Below are 24,987 nucleotides of genomic sequence, written 5' to 3' on the forward strand. Positions count from 1 at the left end.
TAAATGCAATGGATAATGCAGAACTCGCCATTGGTATCGATCTCGGTACTACCAATAGTTTAATTGCCGTCTGGAAAGGCGGTGCCGCACAATTAATTCCAAATAAATTCGGTGAATATTTAACACCATCCATAATTAGCATGGATGAAAATAATCATATTCTGGTCGGAAAACCGGCTGTATCACGGCGCACTTCGCATCCGGATAAAACCGCAGCGTTATTTAAACGCGCAATGGGCAGTAATACCAACTGGCGGTTAGGCAGCGACACATTTAACGCGCCAGAACTATCCTCTTTGGTATTACGCTCATTAAAAGAAGATGCCGAAGAATTTCTGCAACGTCCGATTAAAGATGTGGTGATCTCCGTTCCGGCTTATTTCAGCGATGAACAACGCAAGCATACCCGTTTAGCAGCGGAGTTAGCCGGGTTAAATGCAGTACGCTTAATTAATGAACCCACAGCAGCCGCGATGGCGTATGGCCTGCATACGCAACAAAACACCCGCTCGCTGGTTTTTGATCTCGGAGGCGGCACGTTTGACGTCACGGTGCTCGAATACGCCACGCCGGTGATTGAAGTTCACGCCTCCGCTGGCGACAACTTCCTTGGTGGCGAAGATTTTACTCATATGCTGGTGGATGAAGTGTTAAAACGCGCCGCAGTGGCTAAAAACACGCTCAACGAAAGTGAACTGGCGGCGCTGTATGTCTGTGTAGAAGCGGCAAAATGTGGCAATCAATTACCGCTGCACATTCACTGGCAGTACCAGGAAGAAACGCGGGAATGCGAATTTTACGAGAACGAACTGGAAAATTTGTGGTTACCGCTACTCAACCGCTTGCGTGTGCCTATCGAACAGGCATTGCGCGATGCACGTTTGAAACCGAGTCAAATCGACAGTCTGGTGCTGGTTGGTGGCGCTTCGCAAATGCCATTAGTACAGCGAATTGCGGTACGTCTGTTTGGCAAGTTGCCGTATCAAAGCTACGATCCGAGCACCATTGTCGCATTGGGCGCAGCAATCCAGGCCGCCTGCCGCTTACGCAGTGAAGATATTGAAGAAGTGATCCTCACCGATATCTGCCCTTACTCTTTGGGCGTAGAAGTAAACCGTCAGGGGGTTTCCGGCATTTTCTCACCGATTATTGAACGAAACACGACTGTACCTGTATCGCGTGTAGAAACTTACTCGACCATGCACCCGGAGCAGGATTCAATTACGGTTAATGTCTACCAGGGGGAAAACCACAAAGTTAAGAACAATATTCTGGTGGAGTCCTTCGATGTGCCGCTGAAAAAAACCGGCGCTTACCAGTCTATCGATATTCGTTTTAGCTATGATATCAACGGATTGCTTGAAGTTGACGTGCTTCTGGAAGATGGTAACGTTAAGTCCAGAGTGATTAATCACAGCCCGGTGACGTTAAATGCGCAGCAAATAGAAGAGAGTCGGGCGCGGTTATCGGCATTAAAAATTTATCCGCGCGATATGCTTATTAACCGAACTTTTAAAGCCAAACTGGAAGAGTTATGGGCACGAGCGCTGGGCGATGAAAGAGAAGAGATTGGCCGGGTGATTGCCGATTTTGATGCGGCATTGCAGTCAAACGACATAGCGCGCGTCGATGAAGTTCGTCGGCGGGCGAGCGATTATCTGGCCATTGAGATCCCTTAAGCACGGCTGCCGGATGCGGCGTAAACGCCTTATCCGGCCTACCCGTAGGTCGAATAAGATGCGTTAGCATCGCATCCGACATTGAAGGATAGGATGCGTTAGCCTCACATCTAACTGAACAACATCGCAATTTTGCCGAGTGCATAACCTATCACCAGCACCATTAAGCTGATTTTGATAATGCTGATAATACTCTGTGGTTTTTCAATCTCATCATTCTTCTCTTCATGTTTTTCAGGTATTGGCTCATCGACATCTTCATCCACCGGCTCCAGCTTCACTTTCGTCAACAGCATACGAGTGATAATCGCTTCTAACGGATGCGCTTCTCCGCATTCCAGCCGCGCCTTCAGGCGGGCCAGCTTCTCTTGTTTCGGAAACGCTTCCAGCACAACCTGTTCCGCTACCTGATACAGATTCAGTAACGGTGAATCTTGCTCTGTCTCGCTACCGACTTTTGATTTCCACCACGCCCATGCTTTGCGCTTATAAAACAGCGATTCAATAAATGATTGCCCTAAAGACGATAATTTACCGCTATGTAATATTTGCGCCCACAAAAGCCGTGTTCGGGCGCTCTCGCCTGGAACATATTTCAGCGGCTTACCTTGTGCATCAACCATGCTCTGCGCTTCGATAACCATCACTAACAGCGCGAAATAATCCGGGCAATGTTGCGCACTCCACTGCAACAACAAATTATCCGCTTGCGTCGATGAATGACTCTCCCAGTATGCACAGAGATCGGCAAGCAGGCTTTCCCCCTCGCCGCAGTACAACCGTTGTGCACACTGGTAATAACGGGCATCTTCGCTTTCTGGTTCTTCCGCTTGCCACTGTTGGGCTACAGGAATGAGTTCCGCCATACCTGTTTGCACCGAGCTGTACCAGCGCAACAGTTTGCGATGTAACTTCGCATCATCAGGAATGAACCACGGACCTTCCATCGCTAAAAACGCAGTAACATAGTCAGGATGGTAACGACAGCAGCGTTCCAGCGCGAAGTAATACTCAATAGTCTGGTTTTGTAACGCGACGGGGTATTCCAGAAGGCTAAGAAAATCGAAACAATCCCCAGCCTGAATAGCCTCAAGAAAAGCCTCCCGCTCTTCTTCATCCATTCCTTCGCTGTCACTAAATGAATGCCAGTTCAAACGCCCGGCCAGCAAAGAAGCGCAATTTAATGAAAGGTATCGCGCTTCTATGGCGATTGCGCACAGCGACCAGCGTAATTGATCCACCTCTTCCATATTGTAGTTATTTAATTGTTGAATAAATTTCTGCCAGGCGGAGGGCTGAAAACGTTCACTTTCTGAATTCAGTAATGCCCTGAATGCGCTCAGTGCTTCATGTTCAACTGCGGTGTTGCTCTTTTCATCAACTGATTCTTCTACAGGATTTACCGCCAGTCGCAGCGCCTCTTCATAGGCCTGACGTAATGCTTTAAACCCTTGCGGATCGGTTTCGGGATGACACAACGGTAAGCGAGCAAGATAAGCCTGACGGATAATATCAATTTGCGTTGTGCTTTCGATTTCGAGAATTTGCCAACATGTTTTCATAGGTCGCTCACATCCTTAAGCGTTGCCGGGCATTCAGGCTGAACAGTTAATGGCCGCCAGGGAAGCGTGGCATAGAAACGATCGCTTCCTGCCACCAATTCTTCAAACATTCGGCTTCCGGCACTATCGTATTTGTACAGGGTTAGCGCCTCGTGTAGCGAAGCGTTGTCTTCACACTGGGAGGATTGCCAGTAGAGACGCCCTAACGAATAGGCGGAAAAATAGTGCATCCAACTGTGATAGTAATAGTGTGCCCGAACATAAACGCGCGATTGCAGCCATAAACTTTCGTCTTCTGTCAGCCAATTATTGAGTACACCGACGCGCGACAAAAACCCCATCCGAACATAATCCCAGGCTTTGATTCCCCCTTCCCCACAGCACATAGCGGTTTGGGCAACGAATTGGGTATAAATCAACCCGCGTTCGGAGCCACCAGCAATTAATGCTTTCCACTCATCAGGGGAAGAGCGATGCCATGCCAGATATAAATCAGCTAAATTATTCGCGTGGCCATCATCAGTCATTTGGTAAATAGTCTGAATTAAATCATCACGATTATTTATTCCCCAGGATGATGAGAGATCAAATTCTTTTATTCCGGTATACATTTTTGGCGAGTCGTGTGCAGGCTTGCATCCCTGATTAAGAATTTCAATTGGCGTAGAAAGCGCAAATAGAAGGTGTTGTTCATCCTTATCCATTTATTAACAATCCTTTAAGTACATTAACTGACTACTTTTTTATTAATGATGAGTATAAACTTGACGCTTTCAAAATAAAAAGAAAATCGAAGCATTGATAAATGAACAAAAAAATATATTTTATATTCACAATATTTATAGTTGCGGCAATCACTTGTATTAGCCAACCTAAGAAAACGACCTTGCGCGATAAAGCTATGGCGAATTATGTCTTTGATTATTTAAGCGCACCGGGCAGCCTTCCGTTTACCACGGCAGCAACGGAACTTTCCGCCATTCATGGTCACTCAACATCGCAATATCGCCTTGGCGAATTTTATCTTCATGGTAGTAATGGTAAACCGCTGGATTATGCAATGGCGAGGTACTGGTATGAGCAATCGGCGGAACAGGAAAATCCGCGCGCGCAGAGCAAACTAGGGTGGATCTACCTGAAAGGGCTGGGAGTCAAACCCGATACCCGTAAAGCAATTCTCTGGTATAAAGAAGCCGCTAAACAAGGGTATGTTCATGCACAATACACATTGGGTTTGATCTACAGAAACGGCACAGGCATAAACGTCAATAATTATGAAGCCCGCAAATGGTTGAAACTGGCAGCGGAACAACATTATAAAAATGCGGAAGAATTACTTGCAGAGCTTCCCGCACATTAAGATTTTTATCAGCCAACTAAATGGAGAATGCAACGGGTAAATACAGGATGGTCTGGAAGTTAAAAACATTCCCCCTGGCAATGGCATATAAAAAGGATTCCAGTTCTTTTTCGTCTATTATCCCGGCATTTTCCTCCTGCAACCACCGCACTCTTTCTGCTAATAACACGACATACTCAAAAGATAAATAGGCAGCATTCATGGTTATCCTGCACAGCAACCAGCGTAACTTATCAATCTATTCCATTGAGCAATGATTTAATTGATGAATGAATCGCTGCCAGGTGGACTGCTTAAATCGTTCCTCATCCGAGGATAATAATGCGCGAAATGCCAGCAAAATTTCATGTTCTGCAATTTCAGTGTATTAAGAACATGCATTAGCAGCCAATTTGCCGGGGCGCATTCTCGACGATACAGCCCCCTAAATATGAAGAAGCGGTTGACTGGTAAAGGCTGTCGATCTCCGACAGGCTCTCAACTTGTACCGTAAAGTTCAGTCATCCGCTACAAGAGATGTCAGTAAAGAAATCCGTGAGATTGAAAATTTACTGTAGAGATAAAAACAGATAAGGGTCGGACGATTTTCATTCGACCCAAATTATCTTTATTACTGTGCGAAATCAGACTATTACGGCTCGAACGGGCGTCTCTGGAACTGGTCGTGACCGCATTTCGGGCATAGCGTCAGCACTTCCGGCGTGTAGATTGGGAGATGAAAATGACATTTCTCGCAGACCAGATTCCCCAGCCCTACCACTTCTCCGCTGTGGTAAACCCCGTGATGGTTGAGATCCTGGAAAACTTCGCGCCACTCAAGCTGCGTTTTATCGGTGATATCCGCCAGCTCCTGCCACAAGCTTTCTTTAATCACCCGCATAAAAACACTGTCAGATTCTTCTTTCAGACTCTCTTCATAGCTCATAGCGAACTCTTCCAGGTCACGTCTGACGGCGCGTGTCAGTTCATCGACCTCGGTTCGCGTTAACTCCCCTGTTTTTATTACGCGCTCGCGCGCCTGTTCTACCAGCGCGTCGATATCACGCTCGCCATTGCGCAGGCGTTCGCTCAGTGACGCGACCAGTTCACGGTAATATTGAGCAACCTTGTTCATCGTTTCATCTCCCGGGTCGTTAACTGACTATAATAATAGACGTTCTTTGTTCCTTACTTTGCTAATACGCCCACAAACTCTGTAAATTAATGTATGAATAATCCGGGCATCATTTCAACGTCGAGTGCGCGAAAGGCTGTTTTGACGCGGACGTTTGGGCTATGCTATGCGGATCTGAAAAACCACCTCAACGCTACATTTGTAGCCGTATTGAAAACAGGACCACTGGCTGCCATGCAAGAGCAATACCGCCCGGAAGAGATAGAATCCAAAGTACAGCTTCACTGGGATGAGAAGCGCACATTTGAAGTAACCGAAGACGAGAGCAAAGAGAAGTATTACTGCCTGTCTATGCTTCCCTATCCTTCTGGTCGACTACACATGGGCCACGTTCGTAACTACACCATTGGTGACGTGATCGCCCGCTACCAGCGTATGCTGGGCAAAAACGTTCTTCAGCCGATCGGCTGGGATGCGTTTGGTCTGCCTGCGGAAGGCGCAGCGGTGAAAAACAACACCGCGCCAGCACCGTGGACGTATGACAACATCGCGTACATGAAAAACCAGCTCAAAATGCTGGGCTTTGGTTATGACTGGAGCCGCGAGCTGGCGACCTGTACGCCAGAATACTACCGTTGGGAACAGAAATTCTTCACCGAGCTGTATAAAAAAGGCCTGGTATATAAGAAGACTTCTGCGGTCAACTGGTGCCCGAACGACCAGACCGTACTGGCGAACGAGCAGGTTATCGACGGCTGCTGCTGGCGTTGTGATACCAAAGTTGAACGTAAAGAGATCCCGCAGTGGTTTATCAAAATCACCGCTTACGCTGACGAGCTGCTTAACGATCTGGATAAACTGGATCACTGGCCAGACACTGTTAAAACCATGCAGCGTAACTGGATCGGTCGTTCCGAAGGCGTGGAAATCACCTTCAACGTTAACGACTATGACAACACACTGACCGTTTACACTACCCGCCCTGACACCTTTATGGGTTGTACCTACCTGGCGGTAGCGGCAGGTCACCCGCTGGCACAGAAGGCAGCGGAAAATAATCCTGAACTGGCGGCCTTTATTGATGAATGCCGTAACACCAAAGTTGCCGAAGCTGAAATGGCGACGATGGAGAAAAAAGGCGTCGATACCGGCTTTAAAGCTGTTCATCCATTAACTGGCGAAGAAATTCCGGTTTGGGCGGCAAACTTCGTATTGATGGAGTACGGCACTGGCGCAGTCATGGCCGTTCCGGGTCACGACCAGCGCGATTACGAATTTGCCTCTAAATATGGTCTGAACATCAAGCCGGTTATCCTGGCGGCTGACGGTTCTGAACCGGATCTCTCCCAGCAGGCGCTGACGGAAAAAGGCGTGCTGTTCAACTCTGGCGAGTTCAACGGTCTTGACCATGAAGCGGCCTTTAACGCCATTGCCGACAAACTGACGGCAATGGGCGTTGGCGAGCGTAAAGTTAACTATCGCCTGCGTGACTGGGGTGTTTCCCGTCAACGTTACTGGGGTGCGCCAATCCCAATGGTTACGCTGGAAGACGGTACTGTAATGCCAACTCCGGATGACCAACTGCCGGTGATCCTACCGGAAGATGTGGTAATGGACGGCATTACCAGCCCAATCAAAGCAGATCCTGAGTGGGCAAAAACCACTGTTAACGGTATGCCAGCACTGCGTGAAACCGACACCTTCGACACCTTTATGGAGTCCTCCTGGTACTATGCGCGCTACACTTGCCCGGAGTACAAAGAAGGTATGCTGGATTCCAAAGCAGCTAACTACTGGCTGCCGGTAGATATCTACATTGGTGGTATCGAACACGCCATCATGCACCTGCTCTACTTCCGCTTCTTCCATAAACTGATGCGTGATGCAGGTATGGTGAACTCTGACGAACCAGCGAAACAGTTGTTGTGTCAGGGCATGGTGCTGGCAGATGCTTTCTACTACGTTGGCGAAAACGGCGAGCGTAACTGGGTTTCTCCGGTTGATGCCATCGTTGAGCGTGACGAGAAAGGCCGTATCGTGAAAGCGAAAGACGCGGCAGGTCATGAGCTGGTGTATACCGGCATGAGCAAAATGTCCAAATCGAAGAATAACGGTATCGACCCGCAGGTAATGGTTGAACGTTATGGTGCGGACACCGTTCGTCTGTTTATGATGTTCGCATCTCCGGCAGATATGACGCTCGAATGGCAGGAGTCCGGCGTTGAAGGGGCTAACCGCTTCCTGAAACGTGTCTGGAAACTGGTTTACGAGCACACTGCAAAAGGTGATGTTGCGGCACTGAACGTCGATGCACTGACTGAAGATCAGAAAGCTCTGCGTCGCGATGTTCATAAAACTATCGCTAAAGTAACCGATGATATCGGCCGTCGTCAGACCTTCAACACCGCAATTGCGGCGATTATGGAGCTGATGAACAAGCTGGCGAAAGCGCCGACCGATAGCGAGCAGGATCGCGCGCTGATGCAGGAAGCTCTGCTGGCCGTTGTGCGTATGCTTAACCCGTTCACGCCGCACATCTGCTTCACCTTGTGGCAGGAGCTGAAAGGCGAAGGCGATATCGACAACGCGCCGTGGCCGGTTGCTGACGAAAAAGCGATGGTGGAAGATTCCACGCTGGTGGTTGTGCAGGTTAACGGTAAAGTCCGTGCCAAAATCACCGTTCCGGTGGATGCAACGGAAGAGCAGGTTCGCGAACGTGCTGGCCAGGAACATCTGGTGGCAAAATATCTTGATGGCGTTACCGTACGTAAAGTGATTTACGTACCGGGTAAACTCCTCAATCTGGTCGTTGGCTAAGCGCGGGAGGAAGCGTGCGATATCTGGCAACATTGTTGTTATCTCTGGCGGTGTTAATCACCGCCGGGTGTGGCTGGCATCTGCGTAACACCACGCAGATTCCTTCCACCATGAAAGTCATGATCCTGGACTCTGGCGACCCGAACGGGCCGTTAAGCCGTGCGGTGCGTAATCAGTTGCGTCTGAACGGTGTTGAGCTACTTGATAAAGAAACTACACGCAAGGATGTCCCATCTCTGCGTCTGGGCAAAGTGAGCATCGCGAAAGATACCGCCTCTGTATTCCGTAACGGTCAAACAGCAGAGTATCAGATGATCATGACGGTGAATGCGACCGTATTGATCCCTGGCCGTGACATCTACCCGATTAGCGCCAAAGTCTTCCGTTCGTTCTTCGATAACCCGCAAATGGCGTTAGCGAAAGATAATGAGCAGAGCATGATCATTCAAGAGATGTACGACCGTGCCGCCGAACAGCTTATTCGTAAGCTGCCAAGCATTCGCGCTGCGGATATCCGTTCCGACGAAGATACGTCGACAACAACGGATACTACAGCAACGCCTGCACGCGTCTCCACCACACTGGGTAACTGATGATTCGGTTGTACCCAGAACAACTCCGCGCGCAGCTCAATGAAGGGCTGCGCGCGGCGTATCTTTTACTTGGTAACGATCCCCTGTTGTTGCAGGAAAGCCAGGACGCTGTTCGTCAGGTGGCCGCAGCACAAGGATTCGAAGAACACCACACTTTCTCCATTGATCCCAACACGGACTGGAATGCGATTTTTTCGTTATGCCAGGCCATGAGCCTGTTCGCCAGTCGACAAACGCTGTTGCTGTTATTACCAGAAAATGGGCCAAATGCAGCGATCAATGAACAACTATTCACGCTCACCGGACTTCTGCATGACGATCTGCTGTTGATCATACGCGGCAATAAGTTAAGTAAAGCGCAGGAAAATGCCGCCTGGTTTACCGCACTTGCCAATCGATGTGTGCAGGTAACCTGTCAGACGCCGGAACAGGCTCAGCTCCCTCGCTGGGTTGCCACGCGAGCCAAACAGCTCAACCTGGAACTGGATGACGCCGCAAATCAGGTACTCTGCTATTGTTATGAAGGTAACCTGTTGGCGCTGGCACAGGCACTGGAGCGATTGTCGTTACTCTGGCCTGACGGCAAACTGACGCTGCCACGCGTTGAGCAAGCGGTGAATGATGCCGCGCATTTCACCCCTTTTCATTGGGTTGATGCTTTGTTAATGGGCAAAAGCAAGCGCGCGTTGCATATTCTTCAGCAACTGCGTCTGGAAGGCAGCGAGCCGGTTATTTTGTTGCGCACGTTACAACGTGAACTGTTGTTACTGGTTAACCTGAAACGCCAGTCTGCCCATACGCCATTACGCGTGTTGTTTGATAAGCATCGCGTTTGGCAGAACCGCCGGGGCATGATGGGTGAGGCGTTAAATCGCCTAAGCCAGCCGCAGTTACGTCAGGCCGTGCAACTTCTGGCACGAACGGAACTCACCCTCAAACAAGATTACGGTCAGTCGGTGTGGGCAGAGCTGGAGGGGTTATCTCTTCTGTTAAGCCATAAACCACTGGCGGACGTATTTATCGATGGTTGATATGAAATCTTTACAGGCTCTGTTTGGCGGCACCTTTGATCCGGTGCACTATGGTCATCTTAAACCCGTGGAAACACTGGCGAATTTGATTGGTCTGACGCGGGTTACTATCATCCCTAACAATGTTCCTCCGCATCGTCCGCAGCCGGAAGCGAACAGCGCACAGCGAAAACACATGCTTGAACTGGCGATTGCCGACAAGCCTCTGTTTACCCTGGATGAACGCGAGTTAAAGCGCAATGCCCCCTCTTACACTGCACAAACACTAAAAGAGTGGCGGCAAGAGCAAGGACCAGATGTGCCGCTGGCGTTTATTATCGGTCAGGATTCATTGCTGACCTTTCCGACCTGGTACGAATACGAAACTATTCTCGACAATGCACACTTGATTGTCTGTCGGCGTCCCGGTTATCCGCTTGAAATGGCGCAACCACAGTATCAACAGTGGTTGGAAGATCATTTGACGCATAACCCGGAAGATCTGCATCTTCAGTCTGCCGGTAAAATTTATCTTGCTGAAACGCCGTGGTTTAACATTTCTGCGACCATTATCCGCGAACGTTTGCAAAACGGTGAATCGTGTGAGGATTTGTTGCCGGAATCAGTATTGACCTACATTAACCAACAAGGCTTGTATCGCTGATACCTGTCATCACGGAGGGAATGATGCGACTATGGTTAATTCGTCATGGAGAAACGCAAGCGAATGTCGATGGTTTATATAGTGGTCATGCGCCAACGCCACTGACCGCGCGCGGTGTCGAGCAAGCGCAAAGCCTGCATACCCTGCTGCGTGATGTTCCCTTCGATATAGTTTTATGCAGTGAACTGGAACGTGCGCAGCATACCGCGCGGCTGGTTCTCAGCGATCGTCAGCTCTCCCTACACACCGTCCCTGAACTCAACGAAATGTTTTTTGGTGACTGGGAGATGCGGCACCATCGCGATTTGATGCAAGAAGATGCTGAAAATTACAGCGCGTGGTGCGATGACTGGCAGCATACCATCCCGACTAACGGTGAAGGGTTTCAGGCGTTTTCGCAACGCGTAGAGCGCTTTATCGCCGGGCTTAAGGAATATCAGCAATATAAAAATATATTAGTCGTCAGCCATCAGGGCGTGTTGAGCCTGTTAATTGCCCGTTTAATTGGCATGCCCGCCGGGGCAATGTGGCATTTTCGCATCGACCAGGGATGCTGGAGCGCCATTGATATCAACGAAACATTTGTAACCTTGCGTGTCCTCAATAGCCGTGCCATCGGGTTCGAGAGCGCATGACTTTTCTGTTTTTTTACGGGTAAGCCGCAACGACCATTGACAGCCCCGGGCAGGCTGATATTCTCCGCAGCCAGACTTTTTCCGCTAAACACGACTTTGTAGAAATTGTTTTACAAAAATGGCGATGCAATCTACGGCGCGGGGTGGGATGATAGCCCACTTTCGAAGCCGATTCGGAGACAATTGTCCCGAAATCGCCTCTGGTTCAGGTATACTGACAGACCATTTTTATCTTTTTTGATTCACCCAGGGGGAAAACTTGCAGGGTAAAGCACTCCAGGATTTTGTTATCGACAAAATTGATGACCTCAAAGGTCAGGACATCATCGCCTTAGACGTTCAGGGCAAATCCAGCATCACCGACTGCATGATCATCTGTACGGGTACATCCAGCCGTCATGTCATGTCTATTGCCGACCATGTGGTGCAGGAGTCCCGTGCAGCGGGTCTGTTGCCGCTCGGCGTTGAAGGTGAAAACAGCGCTGACTGGATCGTCGTCGATCTGGGCGATGTGATTGTCCATGTTATGCAGGAAGAGAGCCGTCGCCTGTATGAGCTGGAAAAACTCTGGAGTTAATGTGTGAAGCTGCAACTTGTCGCCGTAGGAACGAAAATGCCGGACTGGGTACAAACCGGTTTTACCGAGTACCTGCGTCGTTTTCCAAAAGATATGCCTTTTGAGCTGATTGAAATACCGGCCGGAAAACGCGGCAAGAACGCGGACATCAAGCGCATACTCGACAAAGAGGGTGAGCAAATGCTGGCAGCCGCAGGTAAAAACCGCATTGTCACCCTCGATATTCCAGGCAAGCCCTGGGACACGCCGCAGTTAGCCGCTGAACTGGAACGCTGGAAACTCGATGGCCGCGACGTCAGCCTGCTTATTGGCGGGCCGGAAGGGTTATCGCCTGCCTGTAAAGCAGCAGCAGAACAAAGCTGGTCGCTTTCCGCGCTGACACTCCCCCATCCGCTGGTTCGCGTACTGGTCGCAGAAAGTCTGTACCGGGCGTGGAGCATCACCACCAACCATCCTTATCATCGTGAGTGATAAGAAAGCTTTGAGTAGAAAACGCAGCGGATGAAACTACAGAACTCTTTTCGCGACTATACGGCAGAGTCCGCGCTGTTTGTGCGCCGGGCGCTGGTCGCCTTTTTGGGGATTTTGCTGCTGACCGGCGTGCTTATCGCCAACCTGTATAATCTGCAAATTGTTCGTTTTACCGATTATCAGACCCGTTCTAATGAAAACCGCATCAAGCTGGTGCCTATCGCCCCCAGCCGCGGCATTATATACGACCGTAACGGCATCCCTCTGGCACTCAATCGCACTATCTATCAGATAGAGATGATGCCAGAGAAAGTCGATAACGTGCAGCAAACGCTGGATGCCCTGCGCAACGTGGTCGATCTGACCGATGACGATATTGCAGCCTTCAGAAAAGAGCGCGCACGTTCACACCGTTTTACCTCCATTCCGGTGAAAACTAATCTGACCGAAGTACAAGTTGCACGCTTTGCCGTCAATCAGTACCGTTTTCCGGGGGTGGAAGTGAAAGGCTATAAACGCCGTTACTATCCCTACGGCTCAGCACTGACGCATGTCATCGGTTACGTCTCGAAAATCAACGATAAAGATGTCGAACGCCTGAATAATGACGGCAAACTGGCCAACTATGCCGCGACGCATGACATTGGTAAGTTGGGAATTGAGCGTTATTACGAAGACGTGCTGCACGGTCAGACGGGTTATGAAGAAGTTGAAGTTAACAACCGTGGTCGCGTTATCCGCCAGTTAAAAGAAGTCCCACCGCAAGCCGGGCACGATATTTACCTGACGATTGACCTCAAACTCCAGCAGTATATTGAGACACTGCTGGCAGGCAGTCGTGCGGCTGTCGTGGTCACCGATCCGCGTACAGGTGGCGTTCTGGCGCTGGTTTCCACGCCAAGCTATGACCCGAACCTGTTTGTTGACGGCATCTCCAGCAAAGATTATTCCGCGTTGCTGAACGACCCGAACACACCGCTGGTGAACCGCGCCACGCAGGGGGTTTATCCGCCAGCCTCGACTGTTAAGCCGTATGTAGCTGTTTCTGCGCTTAGCGCGGGCGTCATTACCCGCAATACCAGCTTGTTCGACCCCGGCTGGTGGCAACTACCGGGTTCGGAAAAACGTTACCGTGACTGGAAAAAATGGGGGCATGGCCGCCTGAATGTCACGAGATCGCTGGAAGAATCTGCGGATACCTTCTTCTATCAGGTTGCCTACGATATGGGGATCGATCGCCTTTCCGAATGGATGGGTAAATTCGGTTACGGTCATTACACCGGTATCGATCTTGCTGAAGAACGTTCCGGTAACATGCCTACCCGCGAATGGAAACAGAAACGCTTTAAAAAACCGTGGTATCAGGGTGACACCATTCCGGTCGGTATCGGTCAGGGTTATTGGACTGCAACCCCTATCCAGATGAGTAAAGCACTGATGATCCTGATTAACGACGGTATCGTGAAGGTTCCACATTTGCTGATGAGCACCGCCGAAGATGGCAAACAAGTGCCGTGGGTGCCGCCACATGAACCGCCAGTTGGCGATATTCATTCAGGTTACTGGGAGCTGGCAAAAGATGGCATGTTCGGGGTTGCCAACCGCCCTAATGGCACGGCGCATAAATACTTTGCCAGCGCACCGTACAAAATTGCGGCGAAATCTGGTACGGCGCAGGTCTTCGGTCTGAAAGCGAACGAAACTTATAATGCGCACAAAATTGCCGAACGTCTGCGTGACCACAAACTGATGACCGCATTTGCACCGTATAACAATCCGCAAGTGGCTGTCGCTATGATTCTGGAAAACGGCGGCGCGGGCCCGGCGGTCGGTACGCTAATGCGCCAGATCCTCGACCACATTATGCTTGGCGATAACAACACCGATCTGCCTGCGGAAAATCCAGCGGTTACCGCAGCGGAGGACCATTAATCATGACGGATAATCCGAATAAAAAAACATTCTGGGATAAAGTCCATCTTGATCCCACAATGCTGCTGATCTTACTGGCATTGCTGGTCTACAGTGCTCTGGTAATCTGGAGCGCCAGCGGCCAGGATATCGGCATGATGGAGCGTAAAATTGGCCAAATCGCAATGGGTCTGGTCATTATGGTGGTCATGGCGCAAATCCCTCCGCGCGTCTATGAAGGCTGGGCACCCTATCTCTATATCATCTGTATTATTTTACTGGTGGCAGTAGATGCCTTTGGTGCCATATCCAAAGGCGCTCAACGCTGGCTGGATCTCGGTATCGTCCGTTTCCAGCCATCGGAAATCGCCAAAATAGCCGTACCGTTGATGGTAGCTCGTTTTATCAACCGTGACGTTTGTCCGCCATCGTTAAAAAATACCGCCATCGCGCTGGTGCTGATTTTTATGCCAACACTGCTGGTGGCAGCGCAGCCAGACCTGGGGACATCAATCCTCGTTGCGCTTTCCGGGTTGTTTGTGCTTTTCCTCTCTGGCCTTAGCTGGCGCTTGATTGGCGTTGCGGTGGTGCTGGTAGCAGCATTCATTCCAATTCTGTGGTTCTTCCTGATGCATGATTACCAGCGCCAGCGCGTAATGATGCTCCTTGACCCGGAATCAGACCCACTCGGCGCGGGCTATCACATTATTCAGTCTAAAATTGCTATTGGCTCTGGTGGATTACGCGGCAAAGGCTGGCTGCACGGCACTCAGTCACAGCTTGAATTTCTGCCCGAACGCCATACCGACTTTATCTTCGCGGTACTGGCGGAAGAACTGGGGTTAGTAGGCATTTTGATTCTGCTCGCCCTCTACATTCTGTTGATCATGCGCGGACTGTGGATAGCCGCCAGAGCGCAAACCACCTTTGGTCGCGTCATGGCTGGCGGTTTAATGCTGATATTATTCGTTTATGTCTTCGTAAATATTGGTATGGTAAGCGGTATTCTGCCGGTTGTAGGGGTTCCGCTCCCACTGGTCAGTTATGGAGGATCGGCGCTCATAGTGCTGATGGCTGGGTTTGGGATTGTTATGTCAATCCACACCCACAGGAAAATGTTGTCGAAAAGCGTGTAAGAGGTGTGCAATGCGTAAGCAGTGGCTCGGGATCTGCATCGCGGCAGGAATGCTCGCGGCATGTACAAGCGATGATGGTCAGCAACAGACGGTAAGTGTGCCGCAGCCTGCGGTATGTAACGGCCCAATAGTTGAGATTGGCGGGGCAGAACCGCGTTTCGAACCACTGAACGCGACGGCGAATCAGGATTACCAGCGCGATGGCAAAAGCTACAAAATCGTGCAGGATCCTTCTCGCTTTAGTCAGGCGGGCCTGGCTGCTATTTATGATGCCGAACCTGGCAGTAATCTGACGGCCTCAGGTGAAGCATTCGATCCGATGCAGCTAACAGCGGCGCACCCGACGTTGCCGATCCCCAGCTATGCGCGAATCACTAACCTGGCTAACGGTCGGATGATTGTGGTGCGCATTAACGATCGTGGTCCTTATGGCAATGATCGCGTAATTTCGCTTTCTCGCGCAGCAGCCGACCGTCTTAACACGTCGAACAACACCAAAGTTCGCATCGATCCCATTATTGTGGCGCAAGATGGTTCGCTGTCTGGTCCCGGTATGGCCTGCACCACCGTCGCCAAGCAAACTTACGCCCTGCCCGCACCACCTGATTTAAGCGGCGGAGCGGGAACAAGTTCAGTATCTGGCCCGCAGGGCGATATTCTTCCCGTCAGCAATTCGACGCTGAAAAGCGAAGATCCAACCGGAGCCCCGGTAACCAGCAGCGGCTTCCTCGGCGCGCCAACCACCCTGGCACCTGGCGTGCTGGAAGGCAGTGAACCGACGCCTGCACCACAGCCCGTGGTCACAGCACCGGCTACAACGTCAGCAATGGTGACACCACAAGCCGCGTCGCCAGCCTCCAGCGGTAACTTTATGGTGCAAGTTGGCGCCGTTAGCGATCAGGCGCGCGCGCAACAGTATCAGCAGCAGTTAGGACAGAAGTTCGGAGTACCCGGGCGTGTGACGCAAAACGGCGCAGTCTGGCGTATTCAACTTGGCCCATTTGCCAGCAAAGCCGAAGCCAGTGCTTTGCAGCAACGTTTACAAACCGAAGCCCAATTACAGTCATTTATTACCACCGCGCAGTAGCGTAAAGCAGGCATCTGAAATGTCAATTTCTGTAAATGACATTAACAAAGTCACGCGGAAAGTCAGATGCCTGGCGGTAGTGCATTTGCTATAGTAGGGCACTTTTTTAATTCCATCACGGATGTCGTAGTTCAGACCATGAATACCATTTTTTCCGCTCGTTTCATGCAGCGCCTGGCGCTCACCACGGCTCTTTGCACAGCCTTTATCTCTGCTGCACATGCCGATGACCTGAATATCAAAACTATGATCCCGGGTGTACCGCAGATCGACGCGGAGTCCTACATCCTGATCGACTATAACTCTGGCAAAGTGCTCGCTGAGCAAAATGCAGATGTCCGCCGCGACCCTGCCAGCCTGACAAAAATGATGACCAGCTACGTTATCGGTCAGGCGATGAAAGCAGGTAAATTTAAAGAAACGGATTTAGTGACCATCGGTAACGACGCCTGGGCTACCGGTAACCCGGTGTTCAAAGGTTCTTCACTGATGTTCCTCAAACCTGGTATGCAGGTGCCGGTTTCACAGCTGATCCGCGGTATCAACCTGCAATCCGGTAACGATGCTTGTGTGGCGATGGCAGACTTTGCCGCCGGTAGTCAGGATGCTTTTGTTGGCCTGATGAACAGCTACGTTAACGCGCTGGGTCTGAAAAATACCCACTTCCAGACTGTACATGGTCTGGACGCTGACGGTCAGTACAGCTCCGCACGTGATATGGCGCTGATCGGACAGGCGTTGATTCGTGATGTGCCAAATGAATACTCTATCTATAAAGAGAAAGAGTTCACCTTTAACGGTATTCGTCAGCTCAACCGTAACGGCCTGCTGTGGGATAACAGCCTGAATGTTGACGGTATCAAAACCGGTCACACTGACAAAGCAGGTTACAATCTTGTCGCTTCCGCGACAGAAGGTCAGATGCGTCTGATCTCCGCAGTCATGGGCGGGCGCACCTTCAAAGGCCGTGAAGCCGAAAGTAAAAAACTGCTGACCTGGGGATTCCGTTTCTTCGAAACCGTTAACCCGCTGAAAGTCGGCAAAGAATTTGCCTCTGAACCGGTATGGTTTGGTAATACTGACCGCGCTTCGTTAGGTGTCGATAAAGATGTTTACCTGACTATTCCGCGTGGCCGCATGAAAGATCTGAAAGCCAGTTACGTGCTGAACAACAGCGAACTGCATGCGCCGCTGCAGAAGAATCAGGTGGTCGGCACAATTAACTTCCAGCTTGACGGCAAAACCATTGAACAGCGTCCGCTGGTAGTGTTACAGGAAATTCCGGAAGGTAACTTCTTCGGTAAAATCATTGATTACATTAAATTAATGTTCCATCACTGGTTTGGCTAAAAATTGAACACTTGAAAGTGTAATTTCCGCCCCCATATACTAAACATCAGTAAAAACTCCCGCCTTCTGGCGGGAGTTGCTATTTAATTACGTTACGCCGGAGCTGACATGAAAACCAAACTTAACGAACTGCTTGAATTCCCTACTCCGTTTACCTACAAAGTAATGGGGCAGGCGTTACCTGAGCTGGTTGATCAGGTGGTTGAAGTGGTACAGCGCCATGCGCCAGGTGACTACACCCCAACGGTAAAACCAAGCAGCAAAGGCAACTACCACTCGGTATCTATCACTATCAACGCCACTCATATCGAGCAGGTTGAAACTCTGTATGAAGAGCTGGGCAAAATCGATATTGTCCGCATGGTACTGTAATTCGTTTCTCCGTTACCCGGCCCTGGTCGGGTAACTCCCCTCCCCCCGCTGTGATATACTTTTTCTCCTCTTTTACTCATTCTCCACGGAGATGCCGTTTTGTATCAGGATAAAATTCTTGTCCGCCAGCTCGGCCTTCAGCCCTATGAGCCTATTTCACAGGCTATGCATGAATTCACCGATACCCGCGATGAAAACACCCTGGATGAGATCTGGTTGGTAGAACATCCCCCTGTATTTACTCAGGGGCAGGCGGGGAAAGCAGAACATATCTTAATGCCGGGCGATATTCCGGTGATCCAAAGCGACCGTGGCGGTCAGGTGACTTATCACGGCCCAGGTCAGCAGGTGATGTACGTTCTGTTCAATCTTAAACGCCGCAAACTGGGCGTGCGTGAGCTGGTGACCTTACTCGAACAAACGGTCGTTAATACCCTGGCTGAACTGGATATTGAAGCGCATCCTCGTGCTGATGCCCCTGGGGTCTATGTCGGGGAAAAGAAAATTTGCTCACTCGGCTTACGTATTCGTCGCGGTTGTTCATTTCACGGTCTGGCATTAAACGTCAATATGGATCTTTCTCCATTTTTACGCATTAACCCTTGTGGCTATGCGGGAATGGAAATGGCTAAAATATCGCAATGGAAACCTGATGCGACAACCGATAATGTAGCACCGCGTTTGCTGGCAAATATTTTAATGCTGCTAAACAACCCTGTCGTAGAATACATCCCTGTTTAATGGCTCTCATAAATGGCCCAACTTACACTGGGTCATTGCTTTCCCGCCCACGTTTATGTCCTCTTTAGCCGTTGCTGGCCTCTGGAGAGATAGCCCTTTCCAACATTAAATGAAGAGCAAATTGATTTTACTGTTCATTACAAACGATTCATCCGCCCCCCCCTACTTCACGGTGAATGATTGATGTTACCGATAACGCATTTTGAAAAAAGTATTGTTACAGCCAGTTCACAGCGTAGAACGATAAAATGGCACAATCCAACAACAATTTTACATTTTCGCGACCGCTTTGGCTGCTTTCAGGCTCGTTTCAATGATATACTGCCAGTCGTTAATTCAAAAATAGTTGATAATTACAACAATCTATTGAATTGAAACGCTTTCCTTCGTAATTCGCAACTGGAACACGCACGCTATGAGTAAACCCATTGTGATGGAACGCGGTGTTAAATACCGCGATGCCGATAAGATGGCCCTTATCCCGGTTAAAAACGTGGCAACAGAGCGCGAAGCCCTGCTGCGCAAGCCGGAATGGATGAAAATCAAGCTTCCAGCGGACTCTACACGTATCCAGGGCATCAAAGCCGCAATGCGCAAAAATGGCCTGCATTCTGTCTGCGAGGAAGCCTCCTGCCCTAACCTGGCGGAATGCTTCAACCACGGTACAGCAACGTTTATGATCCTCGGCGCTATTTGTACCCGCCGTTGCCCTTTCTGTGACGTTGCCCACGGTCGCCCGGTAGCTCCGGATGCCAATGAGCCGGTGAAACTGGCGCAGACCATTGCCGATATGGCACTGCGCTATGTGGTTATCACTTCCGTTGACCGCGATGACCTGCGCGATGGCGGTGCTCAGCATTTTGCAGATTGCATTACTGCCATCCGGGAAAAAAGCCCGGAAATCAAAATTGAAACTCTGGTGCCGGATTTCCGTGGTCGTATGGATCGCGCGCTGGATATTCTGACCGCCACACCGCCAGACGTGTTCAACCATAACCTGGAAAACGTACCACGTATTTACCGTCAGGTACGCCCGGGTGCAGATTACAACTGGTCGCTGAAACTGCTGGAACGCTTTAAAGAAGCGCATCCGGAAATCCCGACCAAATCTGGTCTGATGGTAGGTCTGGGTGAAACCAATGAAGAAATTATTGAAGTAATGCGCGATCTGCGTCGTCATGGCGTGACCATGTTAACGCTGGGGCAATATTTGCAGCCAAGCCGCCATCACCTGCCGGTTCAACGTTACGTTAGCCCGGATGAGTTCGACGAAATGAAAGCCGAAGCGCTGGCGATGGGCTTTACCCATGCTGCATGCGGTCCGTTTGTCCGCTCTTCTTACCACGCCGACTTGCAGGCGAAAGGGATGGAAGTTAAGTAATTCTGTAATAATTACTTACATCTGTCTGATAAAAAACCCGCTATCTGAAGCGGGTTTTTTTATCGAACAAGATATTGAGGGAGCGTCCTGCTCGCCACGTCACTCTTTATGAGAGAGCTTTTCAGCCTGAAGATCAACATCTGCGCTTTTCTTCGCCGCAGCATCGTCGTCATTCATCGCTTTCTTGAATCCCTTAATGGCCGCTCCAAGGTCTCCGCCCAGCGTACGTAACTTCTTAGTCCCAAACAGCAGAACGACCAGTGCCGCAACTACCAGCAGTTTGGTAATACTAATCTCACCCATAGATACCTTCTTGACATAAAACAGGCAGCAGAACGCGCCTTAAAAACCAGAGAATATTAACGGTCATTCGACGCGCGCACACAATAGCAATCTGTAACAAGGTGAATCAAGCACCGAGTAAAAAAACATCATAATAATTGCGGCGGCGCAAACCGTCGGTTGTTTAAGACGGGGAGTTGCGCGCGCACCTGACGCACACGTTCGGGCGTCACTTCCGCCATAATGAGTGCAGGCATTTCAGCCGCTGCGGCAATAGTGACACCAAAAGGATCAATGATACGGCTTTGCCCGATGTTTTTGTTACCACACTCCCCCGCCGCCACCATATAACAGGTGGTATCCAGAGCACGAGCGGTGAGTAAGGTTGACCAGTGATGCTCTTTCAGCGGTCCGCGAACCCAGGCAGCGGGAAGTACAAGGATTTCTGCTCCCTGTAAAGCCTGTGCCAACGCCAGCTCCGGGAAACGCAAATCATAGCAAGTCATCAGACCGACTTTCATCCCCTCCACGTCCAGCAGTGGAGCAACCATATCCCCGGCATCCACGTGACGCGATTCCTGAATGGAGAACGCATCATAAAGATGCAGTTTGGCATAACGTGCGATGATTTTTCCCGCCTGGAGGGCCACCAGCATATTCCACGCGCGCCCCGGCGTTGAAGGAACATGAATCGTCAGAATCGTCGTCATCATGTTACGTTTACTTTCTCGCAGTAAACGTCCGAGAAATTCACCTTCCAGCAACTGTGCTGATTTAACAGACAGATCGGGATCATGATCGTCTCGTGCCAGCAGGGCTTCCGGCAGGACAAACAAAGAGACATCGCTTTCCGCCGCCTGCGCCATCAACGAGGCGCAAATTTCAGCGTTCTTTTCCCATACAGATGTAACAGCAAACTGTCCTGCGGCAACCAGCATTACTACCTCCTGTCAGAGTCGTAAAATTCGCCAACGACGATTATTCGGCGTTACACTTATCACTCATACAAATCAAATAGCAGGATTTTGCAGTGTTACAACTCCTTTTAGCAGTTTTTATTGGCGGTGGTACGGGAAGCGTGGCGAGATGGCTGTTAAGTATGCGGTTTAACCCGCTGCATCAGGCTATTCCGTTGGGGACGCTGGCAGCAAACCTGATTGGGGCATTCATCATTGGAATGGGATTTGCCTGGTTTAGCCGGATGACGAACATTGATCCCGTGTGGAAAGTGCTAATCACTACCGGGTTTTGTGGCGGGCTGACGACTTTCTCTACATTTTCAGCAGAAGTGGTGTTTTTGTTGCAAGAAGGACGCTTTGGCTGGGCGTTACTGAACGTCTTCGTTAACCTGTTAGGTTCATTTGCCATGACCGCGCTGGCTTTCTGGCTTTTTTCGGCGTCAACAGCACATTAAAGGCAAAAAAAACCCGCTGATTAAGCGGGTTTTGAATTCTTGCTGACGTATCTTACAGAGCGATTACGTTTGCAGCAGAAGGGCCTTTGGCACCGTTAGTGATTTCGAACTCTACGCGCTGACCTTCAGCAAGAGTTTTAAAACCATTAGTCTGGATTGCAGAGAAGTGTACAAACACGTCTTTGCTGCCGTCTTCCGGAGTAATGAAACCGAATCCTTTGGACTCATTAAACCACTTAACGTTACCTTTAATCTTAGACATCAAAATTACCTTTACATGAAAAATAGACACAAATGCTGTGTCGGTTACCAGTACACCAATTGTGGTACGCTTTGTCCAGTGCAACTTTGCTAAAAAGTGATAAAAGTCGCGTTATTTTTGATGCTCCTTGCCTTACATTATGTTTTTTAAGGCTTTTATAAAACCGCAACTTGTCTAAAACTGAAACCGCATCCAGGCAAAGTAAACATTGCCATTGTTGTAGATACCAGGGATGTAAGTCATCTGAAAGATAGCCAGCGGCTTTCACGGCCCTATCCAGCAACAGGCTCCCATTTATTCCACGAATCCTCAAATGTCATCACGTACAAACCGTGCCAGTTGCCTTTCTCATCCCAACGCGACTAACCGAAACCGCCGCCCCACGTTTTTAGTTATAGCGATCAGCTTTTTCTTTATCGTAAGCGAAACGTGCATGCCTGGTGATGGCAGGAATATACAAATCATATGTTCTGGCTGCCGTCAGGTTGCTGCGACATTCTCTCTAAATGCCGTAATCCATTGTTCTGTACAGACAGAAATTTCATCACGCTGATTAACTTAATAAAAACAAAGGGAATTACGGTAATACATTCACTTATATCCATTAGTGACTATAAAATATTTATCAAAAATTCACTTCCAGCATAGCTGGACTAAAATGAACATAACCGTATTAACACCTACATAAAGAATACTATTAATATTTTATAGGCTTACACAAATAAATATCGCCAAATTATTCTGGAGACTTAAGCAATATTTCCTTCCAAATGACAACTTAAGCAAAAAAAATCTCCCCCGACATAGACAGCAATAAACAAAAGAAAAAATCTCTTGCTTTTTAATCAGATGCAATGACAAGCTAACAAATAAATATCACTAACACTACCAGCGCGCACACATGAGCGCATATTTTTTAAACAAGTAAAGAAACCACTATCGCGCAATTTAACAAAATCACATCATTAACTTATCAATTAATACACATTATCACACTGGTAATTACCAACTATAAAAATTCATTTTGTTATTCATGTATAAAAAACAACAACATCAATGTATTAATGGTCGCTTTTCTTGATTTTAATCAGCATTCACCACCCATTTGTTCGGCATATTTTTCACTAGTTTTAGGAATTTGTTATTATTTATCTTGGAGTCTGGAAACAGGAAAAATTATGCTGACAGTTATTGAGCTCCTTATTGGAGTTGTAGTTATTGTGGGTGTAGCTCGCTACATCATTAAAGGGTATTCCGCCACCGGGGTGTTATTTGCAGGCGGTCTGTTATTACTGATAATCAGTGCCATTATGGGGCACAAAGTTTTACCATCCAGCCAGACTTCAACGGGCTACAGCGCCACGGATATCGTTGAATACATTAAAATATTACTGATGAGTCGCGGTGGCGACCTCGGCATGATGATCATGATGCTGTGTGGCTTTGCCGCTTACATGACCCATATCGGCGCAAACGATATGGTCGTCAAACTGGCGTCAAAACCATTGCAGTACATTAACTCCCCTTACCTGCTGATGATTGCCGCCTATTTTGTTGCCTGTCTGATGTCACTGGCAGTTTCCTCCGCAACCGGCCTGGGCGTTTTACTGATGGCAACGCTGTTCCCGGTCATGGTGAACGTTGGTATCAGTCGCGGCGCGGCGGCTGCCATTTGTGCCTCACCTGCGGCGATTATTCTCGCGCCGACTTCAGGTGATGTGGTACTGGCGGCGCAGGCTTCCGAAATGCCGTTAATTGACTTCGCCTTCAAAACGACACTGCCAATCTCAATTGCTGCAATTATCGGCATGGCGATTGCCCACTTTTTCTGGCAGCGCTATCTGGACAACAAAGAGCATATTTCCCATGAAATGTTAGATGTCAGCGAAATCACGACCACCGCTCCTGCGTTTTACGCCATTCTGCCGTTCACCCCAATCATTGGCGTGCTGTTTTTTGACGGCAAATGGGGGCCGCAATTGCACATCATCACCATTCTGGTGATATGTATGCTAATTGCCTCCATTCTGGAATTTATTCGCAGCTTTAATACGCAAAAAGTCTTTTCTGGCCTGGAAGTGGCTTATCGTGGCATGGCTGATGCCTTCGCTAACGTGGTAATGCTATTAGTTGCCGCCGGTGTTTTTGCCCAGGGCCTTAGCACCATTGGCTTTATCCAGAGCCTGATCTCAATCGCTACCTCATTCGGTTCAGCGAGCATTATCCTCATGCTGGTGCTGGTTATCCTGACGATGCTGGCGGCGGTGACTACTGGTTCCGGCAATGCGCCGTTCTATGCATTCGTTGAGATGATCCCGAAACTGGCGCACTCTTCCGGAATTAACCCGGCATACCTTACAATTCCGATGCTACAAGCATCAAACCTGGGTCGTACACTTTCGCCAGTCTCTGGCGTGGTGGTTGCGGTTGCCGGAATGGCGAAAATTTCACCTTTTGAAGTGGTAAAACGCACCTCGGTGCCGGTGCTTGTTGGGCTGGTAATTGTCATCGTGGCCACGGAGTTGATGGTCCCCGGTACAACCGCCGCCGTTACTGGTAAGTAATTCTC

General features: G+C 49.4%; 24 protein-coding genes and 4 pseudogenes. 20 read left to right on the forward strand and 8 right to left on the reverse strand.

Translation table 11 applies throughout. The features are described from left to right. Positions 1–8 precede the first annotated feature (8 nt). The gene (gene hscC, locus C0K55_RS09745; RefSeq protein WP_061090787.1) at positions 9–1,679 is read left to right on the forward strand and encodes a molecular chaperone HscC; all 1,671 of its coding nucleotides are present in this window, start codon (positions 9–11) and stop codon (positions 1,677–1,679) included. A gap of 110 nt (positions 1,680–1,789) precedes the next feature. Here the strand turns inward: hscC and C0K55_RS09750 are convergent, their stop codons facing one another. Then, a complete protein-coding gene (locus C0K55_RS09750) occupies positions 1,790–3,241 on the reverse strand; it encodes a molecular chaperone DnaJ (protein ID WP_105266063.1) in 1,452 nt (483 codons plus the stop codon). Continuing rightward, the gene (locus tag C0K55_RS09755) at positions 3,238–3,945 is read right to left on the reverse strand and encodes a DUF1266 domain-containing protein (RefSeq protein ID WP_105266062.1); all 708 of its coding nucleotides are present in this window, start codon (positions 3,943–3,945) and stop codon (positions 3,238–3,240) included. Before C0K55_RS09755 ends, C0K55_RS09750 begins: the two co-directional genes overlap by 4 nt. 101 nt (positions 3,946–4,046) lie before the next feature. Here C0K55_RS09755 and C0K55_RS09760 point away from each other — a divergent pair, with 101 nt between their 5' ends. Further along, positions 4,047–4,601, forward strand: coding sequence for a tetratricopeptide repeat protein (locus C0K55_RS09760; protein WP_016248462.1), 555 nt, complete (start codon positions 4,047–4,049; stop codon positions 4,599–4,601). A gap of 28 nt (positions 4,602–4,629) precedes the next feature. Here the strand turns inward: C0K55_RS09760 and C0K55_RS26190 are convergent. Next, positions 4,630–4,962: pseudogene (locus C0K55_RS26190) on the reverse strand (J domain-containing protein); the annotation flags it as partial. A gap of 91 nt (positions 4,963–5,053) precedes the next feature. On the opposite strand from C0K55_RS26190, the pseudogene C0K55_RS26550 reads away from it, so the two are divergent. Then, a pseudogene (locus C0K55_RS26550) lies at positions 5,054–5,158 on the forward strand (hypothetical protein); the annotation flags it as partial. 74 nt (positions 5,159–5,232) lie between these two features. Here the strand turns inward: C0K55_RS26550 and C0K55_RS09775 are convergent. Beyond that, the gene (locus C0K55_RS09775; protein WP_001044880.1) at positions 5,233–5,715 is read right to left on the reverse strand and encodes a zinc ribbon-containing protein; all 483 of its coding nucleotides are present in this window, start codon (positions 5,713–5,715) and stop codon (positions 5,233–5,235) included. A gap of 234 nt (positions 5,716–5,949) precedes the next feature. Here C0K55_RS09775 and leuS point away from each other — a divergent pair, with 234 nt between their 5' ends. The 15 genes and pseudogenes from leuS to lipA all read left to right on the forward strand — a co-directional run bounded on the left by leuS (position 5,950) and on the right by lipA (position 20,460). Continuing rightward, positions 5,950–8,532 carry a leucine--tRNA ligase gene (gene leuS, locus C0K55_RS09780; RefSeq protein WP_001366479.1) on the forward strand — a complete coding sequence of 861 codons (2,583 nt, stop codon included), beginning with the start codon at positions 5,950–5,952 and terminating at the stop codon, positions 8,530–8,532. Between the two features lie 14 nt (positions 8,533–8,546). Next, positions 8,547–9,125, forward strand: a complete 579-nt coding sequence (gene lptE / locus C0K55_RS09785; RefSeq protein ID WP_001269683.1) for an LPS assembly lipoprotein LptE — start codon at positions 8,547–8,549, stop codon at positions 9,123–9,125. Beyond that, complete coding sequence (gene holA / locus C0K55_RS09790; protein ID WP_105266061.1) at positions 9,125–10,156, forward strand: DNA polymerase III subunit delta; 1,032 nt, start codon at positions 9,125–9,127, stop codon at positions 10,154–10,156. The genes lptE and holA overlap by 1 nt, the downstream gene beginning before the upstream one ends. Position 10,157: 1 nt before the next feature. Next, complete coding sequence (gene nadD / locus C0K55_RS09795; protein WP_010380730.1) at positions 10,158–10,799, forward strand: nicotinate-nucleotide adenylyltransferase; 642 nt, start codon at positions 10,158–10,160, stop codon at positions 10,797–10,799. A gap of 23 nt (positions 10,800–10,822) precedes the next feature. Next, positions 10,823–11,434: an adenosylcobalamin/alpha-ribazole phosphatase gene (locus C0K55_RS09800; protein ID WP_016248457.1), complete on the forward strand. Its 612-nt coding sequence runs from the start codon at positions 10,823–10,825 to the stop codon at positions 11,432–11,434. A 259-nt stretch (positions 11,435–11,693) separates the two neighbouring features. After that, on the forward strand, positions 11,694–12,011 hold the full coding sequence (gene rsfS / locus C0K55_RS09805) for a ribosome silencing factor (RefSeq protein WP_001161664.1): 318 nt from the start codon (positions 11,694–11,696) through the stop codon (positions 12,009–12,011). 3 nt (positions 12,012–12,014) lie between these two features. Next, positions 12,015–12,482: a 23S rRNA (pseudouridine(1915)-N(3))-methyltransferase RlmH gene (gene rlmH / locus C0K55_RS09810; RefSeq protein WP_000776104.1), complete on the forward strand. Its 468-nt coding sequence runs from the start codon at positions 12,015–12,017 to the stop codon at positions 12,480–12,482. Between the two features lie 30 nt (positions 12,483–12,512). After that, on the forward strand, positions 12,513–14,414 hold the full coding sequence (gene mrdA / locus C0K55_RS09815) for a peptidoglycan DD-transpeptidase MrdA (protein ID WP_000776176.1): 1,902 nt from the start codon (positions 12,513–12,515) through the stop codon (positions 14,412–14,414). A 2-nt stretch (positions 14,415–14,416) separates the two neighbouring features. Next, positions 14,417–15,529: a peptidoglycan glycosyltransferase MrdB gene (gene mrdB, locus C0K55_RS09820; protein ID WP_000131717.1), complete on the forward strand. Its 1,113-nt coding sequence runs from the start codon at positions 14,417–14,419 to the stop codon at positions 15,527–15,529. 10 nt (positions 15,530–15,539) lie between these two features. Beyond that, on the forward strand, positions 15,540–16,616 hold the full coding sequence (gene rlpA / locus C0K55_RS09825) for an endolytic peptidoglycan transglycosylase RlpA (protein WP_001231396.1): 1,077 nt from the start codon (positions 15,540–15,542) through the stop codon (positions 16,614–16,616). 138 nt (positions 16,617–16,754) lie between these two features. Further along, positions 16,755–17,966, forward strand: a complete 1,212-nt coding sequence (gene dacA / locus C0K55_RS09830; RefSeq protein ID WP_010380725.1) for a D-alanyl-D-alanine carboxypeptidase DacA — start codon at positions 16,755–16,757, stop codon at positions 17,964–17,966. A gap of 108 nt (positions 17,967–18,074) precedes the next feature. After that, positions 18,075–18,338: a DUF493 family protein YbeD gene (ybeD, locus tag C0K55_RS09835; RefSeq protein ID WP_000850550.1), complete on the forward strand. Its 264-nt coding sequence runs from the start codon at positions 18,075–18,077 to the stop codon at positions 18,336–18,338. 99 nt (positions 18,339–18,437) lie between these two features. Next, the gene (gene lipB / locus C0K55_RS09840) at positions 18,438–19,079 is read left to right on the forward strand and encodes a lipoyl(octanoyl) transferase LipB (protein ID WP_000284037.1); all 642 of its coding nucleotides are present in this window, start codon (positions 18,438–18,440) and stop codon (positions 19,077–19,079) included. Between the two features lie 42 nt (positions 19,080–19,121). Next, positions 19,122–19,285, forward strand: a pseudogene (locus tag C0K55_RS26555) (YbeF family transcriptional regulator); the annotation flags it as partial. A gap of 209 nt (positions 19,286–19,494) precedes the next feature. Further along, positions 19,495–20,460 (forward strand): lipoyl synthase, encoded by a 966-nt coding sequence (lipA, locus tag C0K55_RS09850; RefSeq protein WP_000042625.1) that lies wholly within the window; start codon positions 19,495–19,497, stop codon positions 20,458–20,460. A gap of 99 nt (positions 20,461–20,559) precedes the next feature. Here the strand turns inward: lipA and tatE are convergent, their stop codons facing one another. Continuing rightward, positions 20,560–20,763 carry a twin-arginine translocase subunit TatE gene (gene tatE / locus C0K55_RS09855; protein WP_000503933.1) on the reverse strand — a complete coding sequence of 68 codons (204 nt, stop codon included), beginning with the start codon at positions 20,761–20,763 and terminating at the stop codon, positions 20,560–20,562. A gap of 128 nt (positions 20,764–20,891) precedes the next feature. Further along, the gene (locus tag C0K55_RS09860) at positions 20,892–21,680 is read right to left on the reverse strand and encodes a deaminated glutathione amidase (RefSeq protein ID WP_000959110.1); all 789 of its coding nucleotides are present in this window, start codon (positions 21,678–21,680) and stop codon (positions 20,892–20,894) included. 92 nt (positions 21,681–21,772) lie between these two features. Between C0K55_RS09860 and crcB the strand changes: the two genes are divergently transcribed. Next, on the forward strand, positions 21,773–22,156 hold the full coding sequence (gene crcB, locus C0K55_RS09865; protein ID WP_000939738.1) for a fluoride efflux transporter CrcB: 384 nt from the start codon (positions 21,773–21,775) through the stop codon (positions 22,154–22,156). A 52-nt stretch (positions 22,157–22,208) separates the two neighbouring features. On the opposite strand, the gene cspE is transcribed toward crcB, so the two are convergent. Both cspE and pagP read right to left on the reverse strand, forming a co-directional pair. Beyond that, a complete protein-coding gene (gene cspE / locus C0K55_RS09870) occupies positions 22,209–22,418 on the reverse strand; it encodes a transcription antiterminator/RNA stability regulator CspE (RefSeq protein WP_000034825.1) in 210 nt (69 codons plus the stop codon). A gap of 174 nt (positions 22,419–22,592) precedes the next feature. Beyond that, positions 22,593–23,023 (reverse strand): annotated as a pseudogene (gene pagP, locus C0K55_RS09875) (lipid IV(A) palmitoyltransferase PagP). A gap of 573 nt (positions 23,024–23,596) precedes the next feature. On the opposite strand from pagP, the gene dcuC reads away from it, so the two are divergent. After that, positions 23,597–24,982: an anaerobic C4-dicarboxylate transporter DcuC gene (dcuC, locus tag C0K55_RS09885; RefSeq protein WP_000958609.1), complete on the forward strand. Its 1,386-nt coding sequence runs from the start codon at positions 23,597–23,599 to the stop codon at positions 24,980–24,982. Positions 24,983–24,987: the final 5 nt, after the last annotated feature.

Origin of the sequence: Escherichia sp. MOD1-EC6098, assembly GCF_002965865.1 — a bacterium.
GTDB lineage: Bacteria > Pseudomonadota > Gammaproteobacteria > Enterobacterales > Enterobacteriaceae > Escherichia > Escherichia marmotae.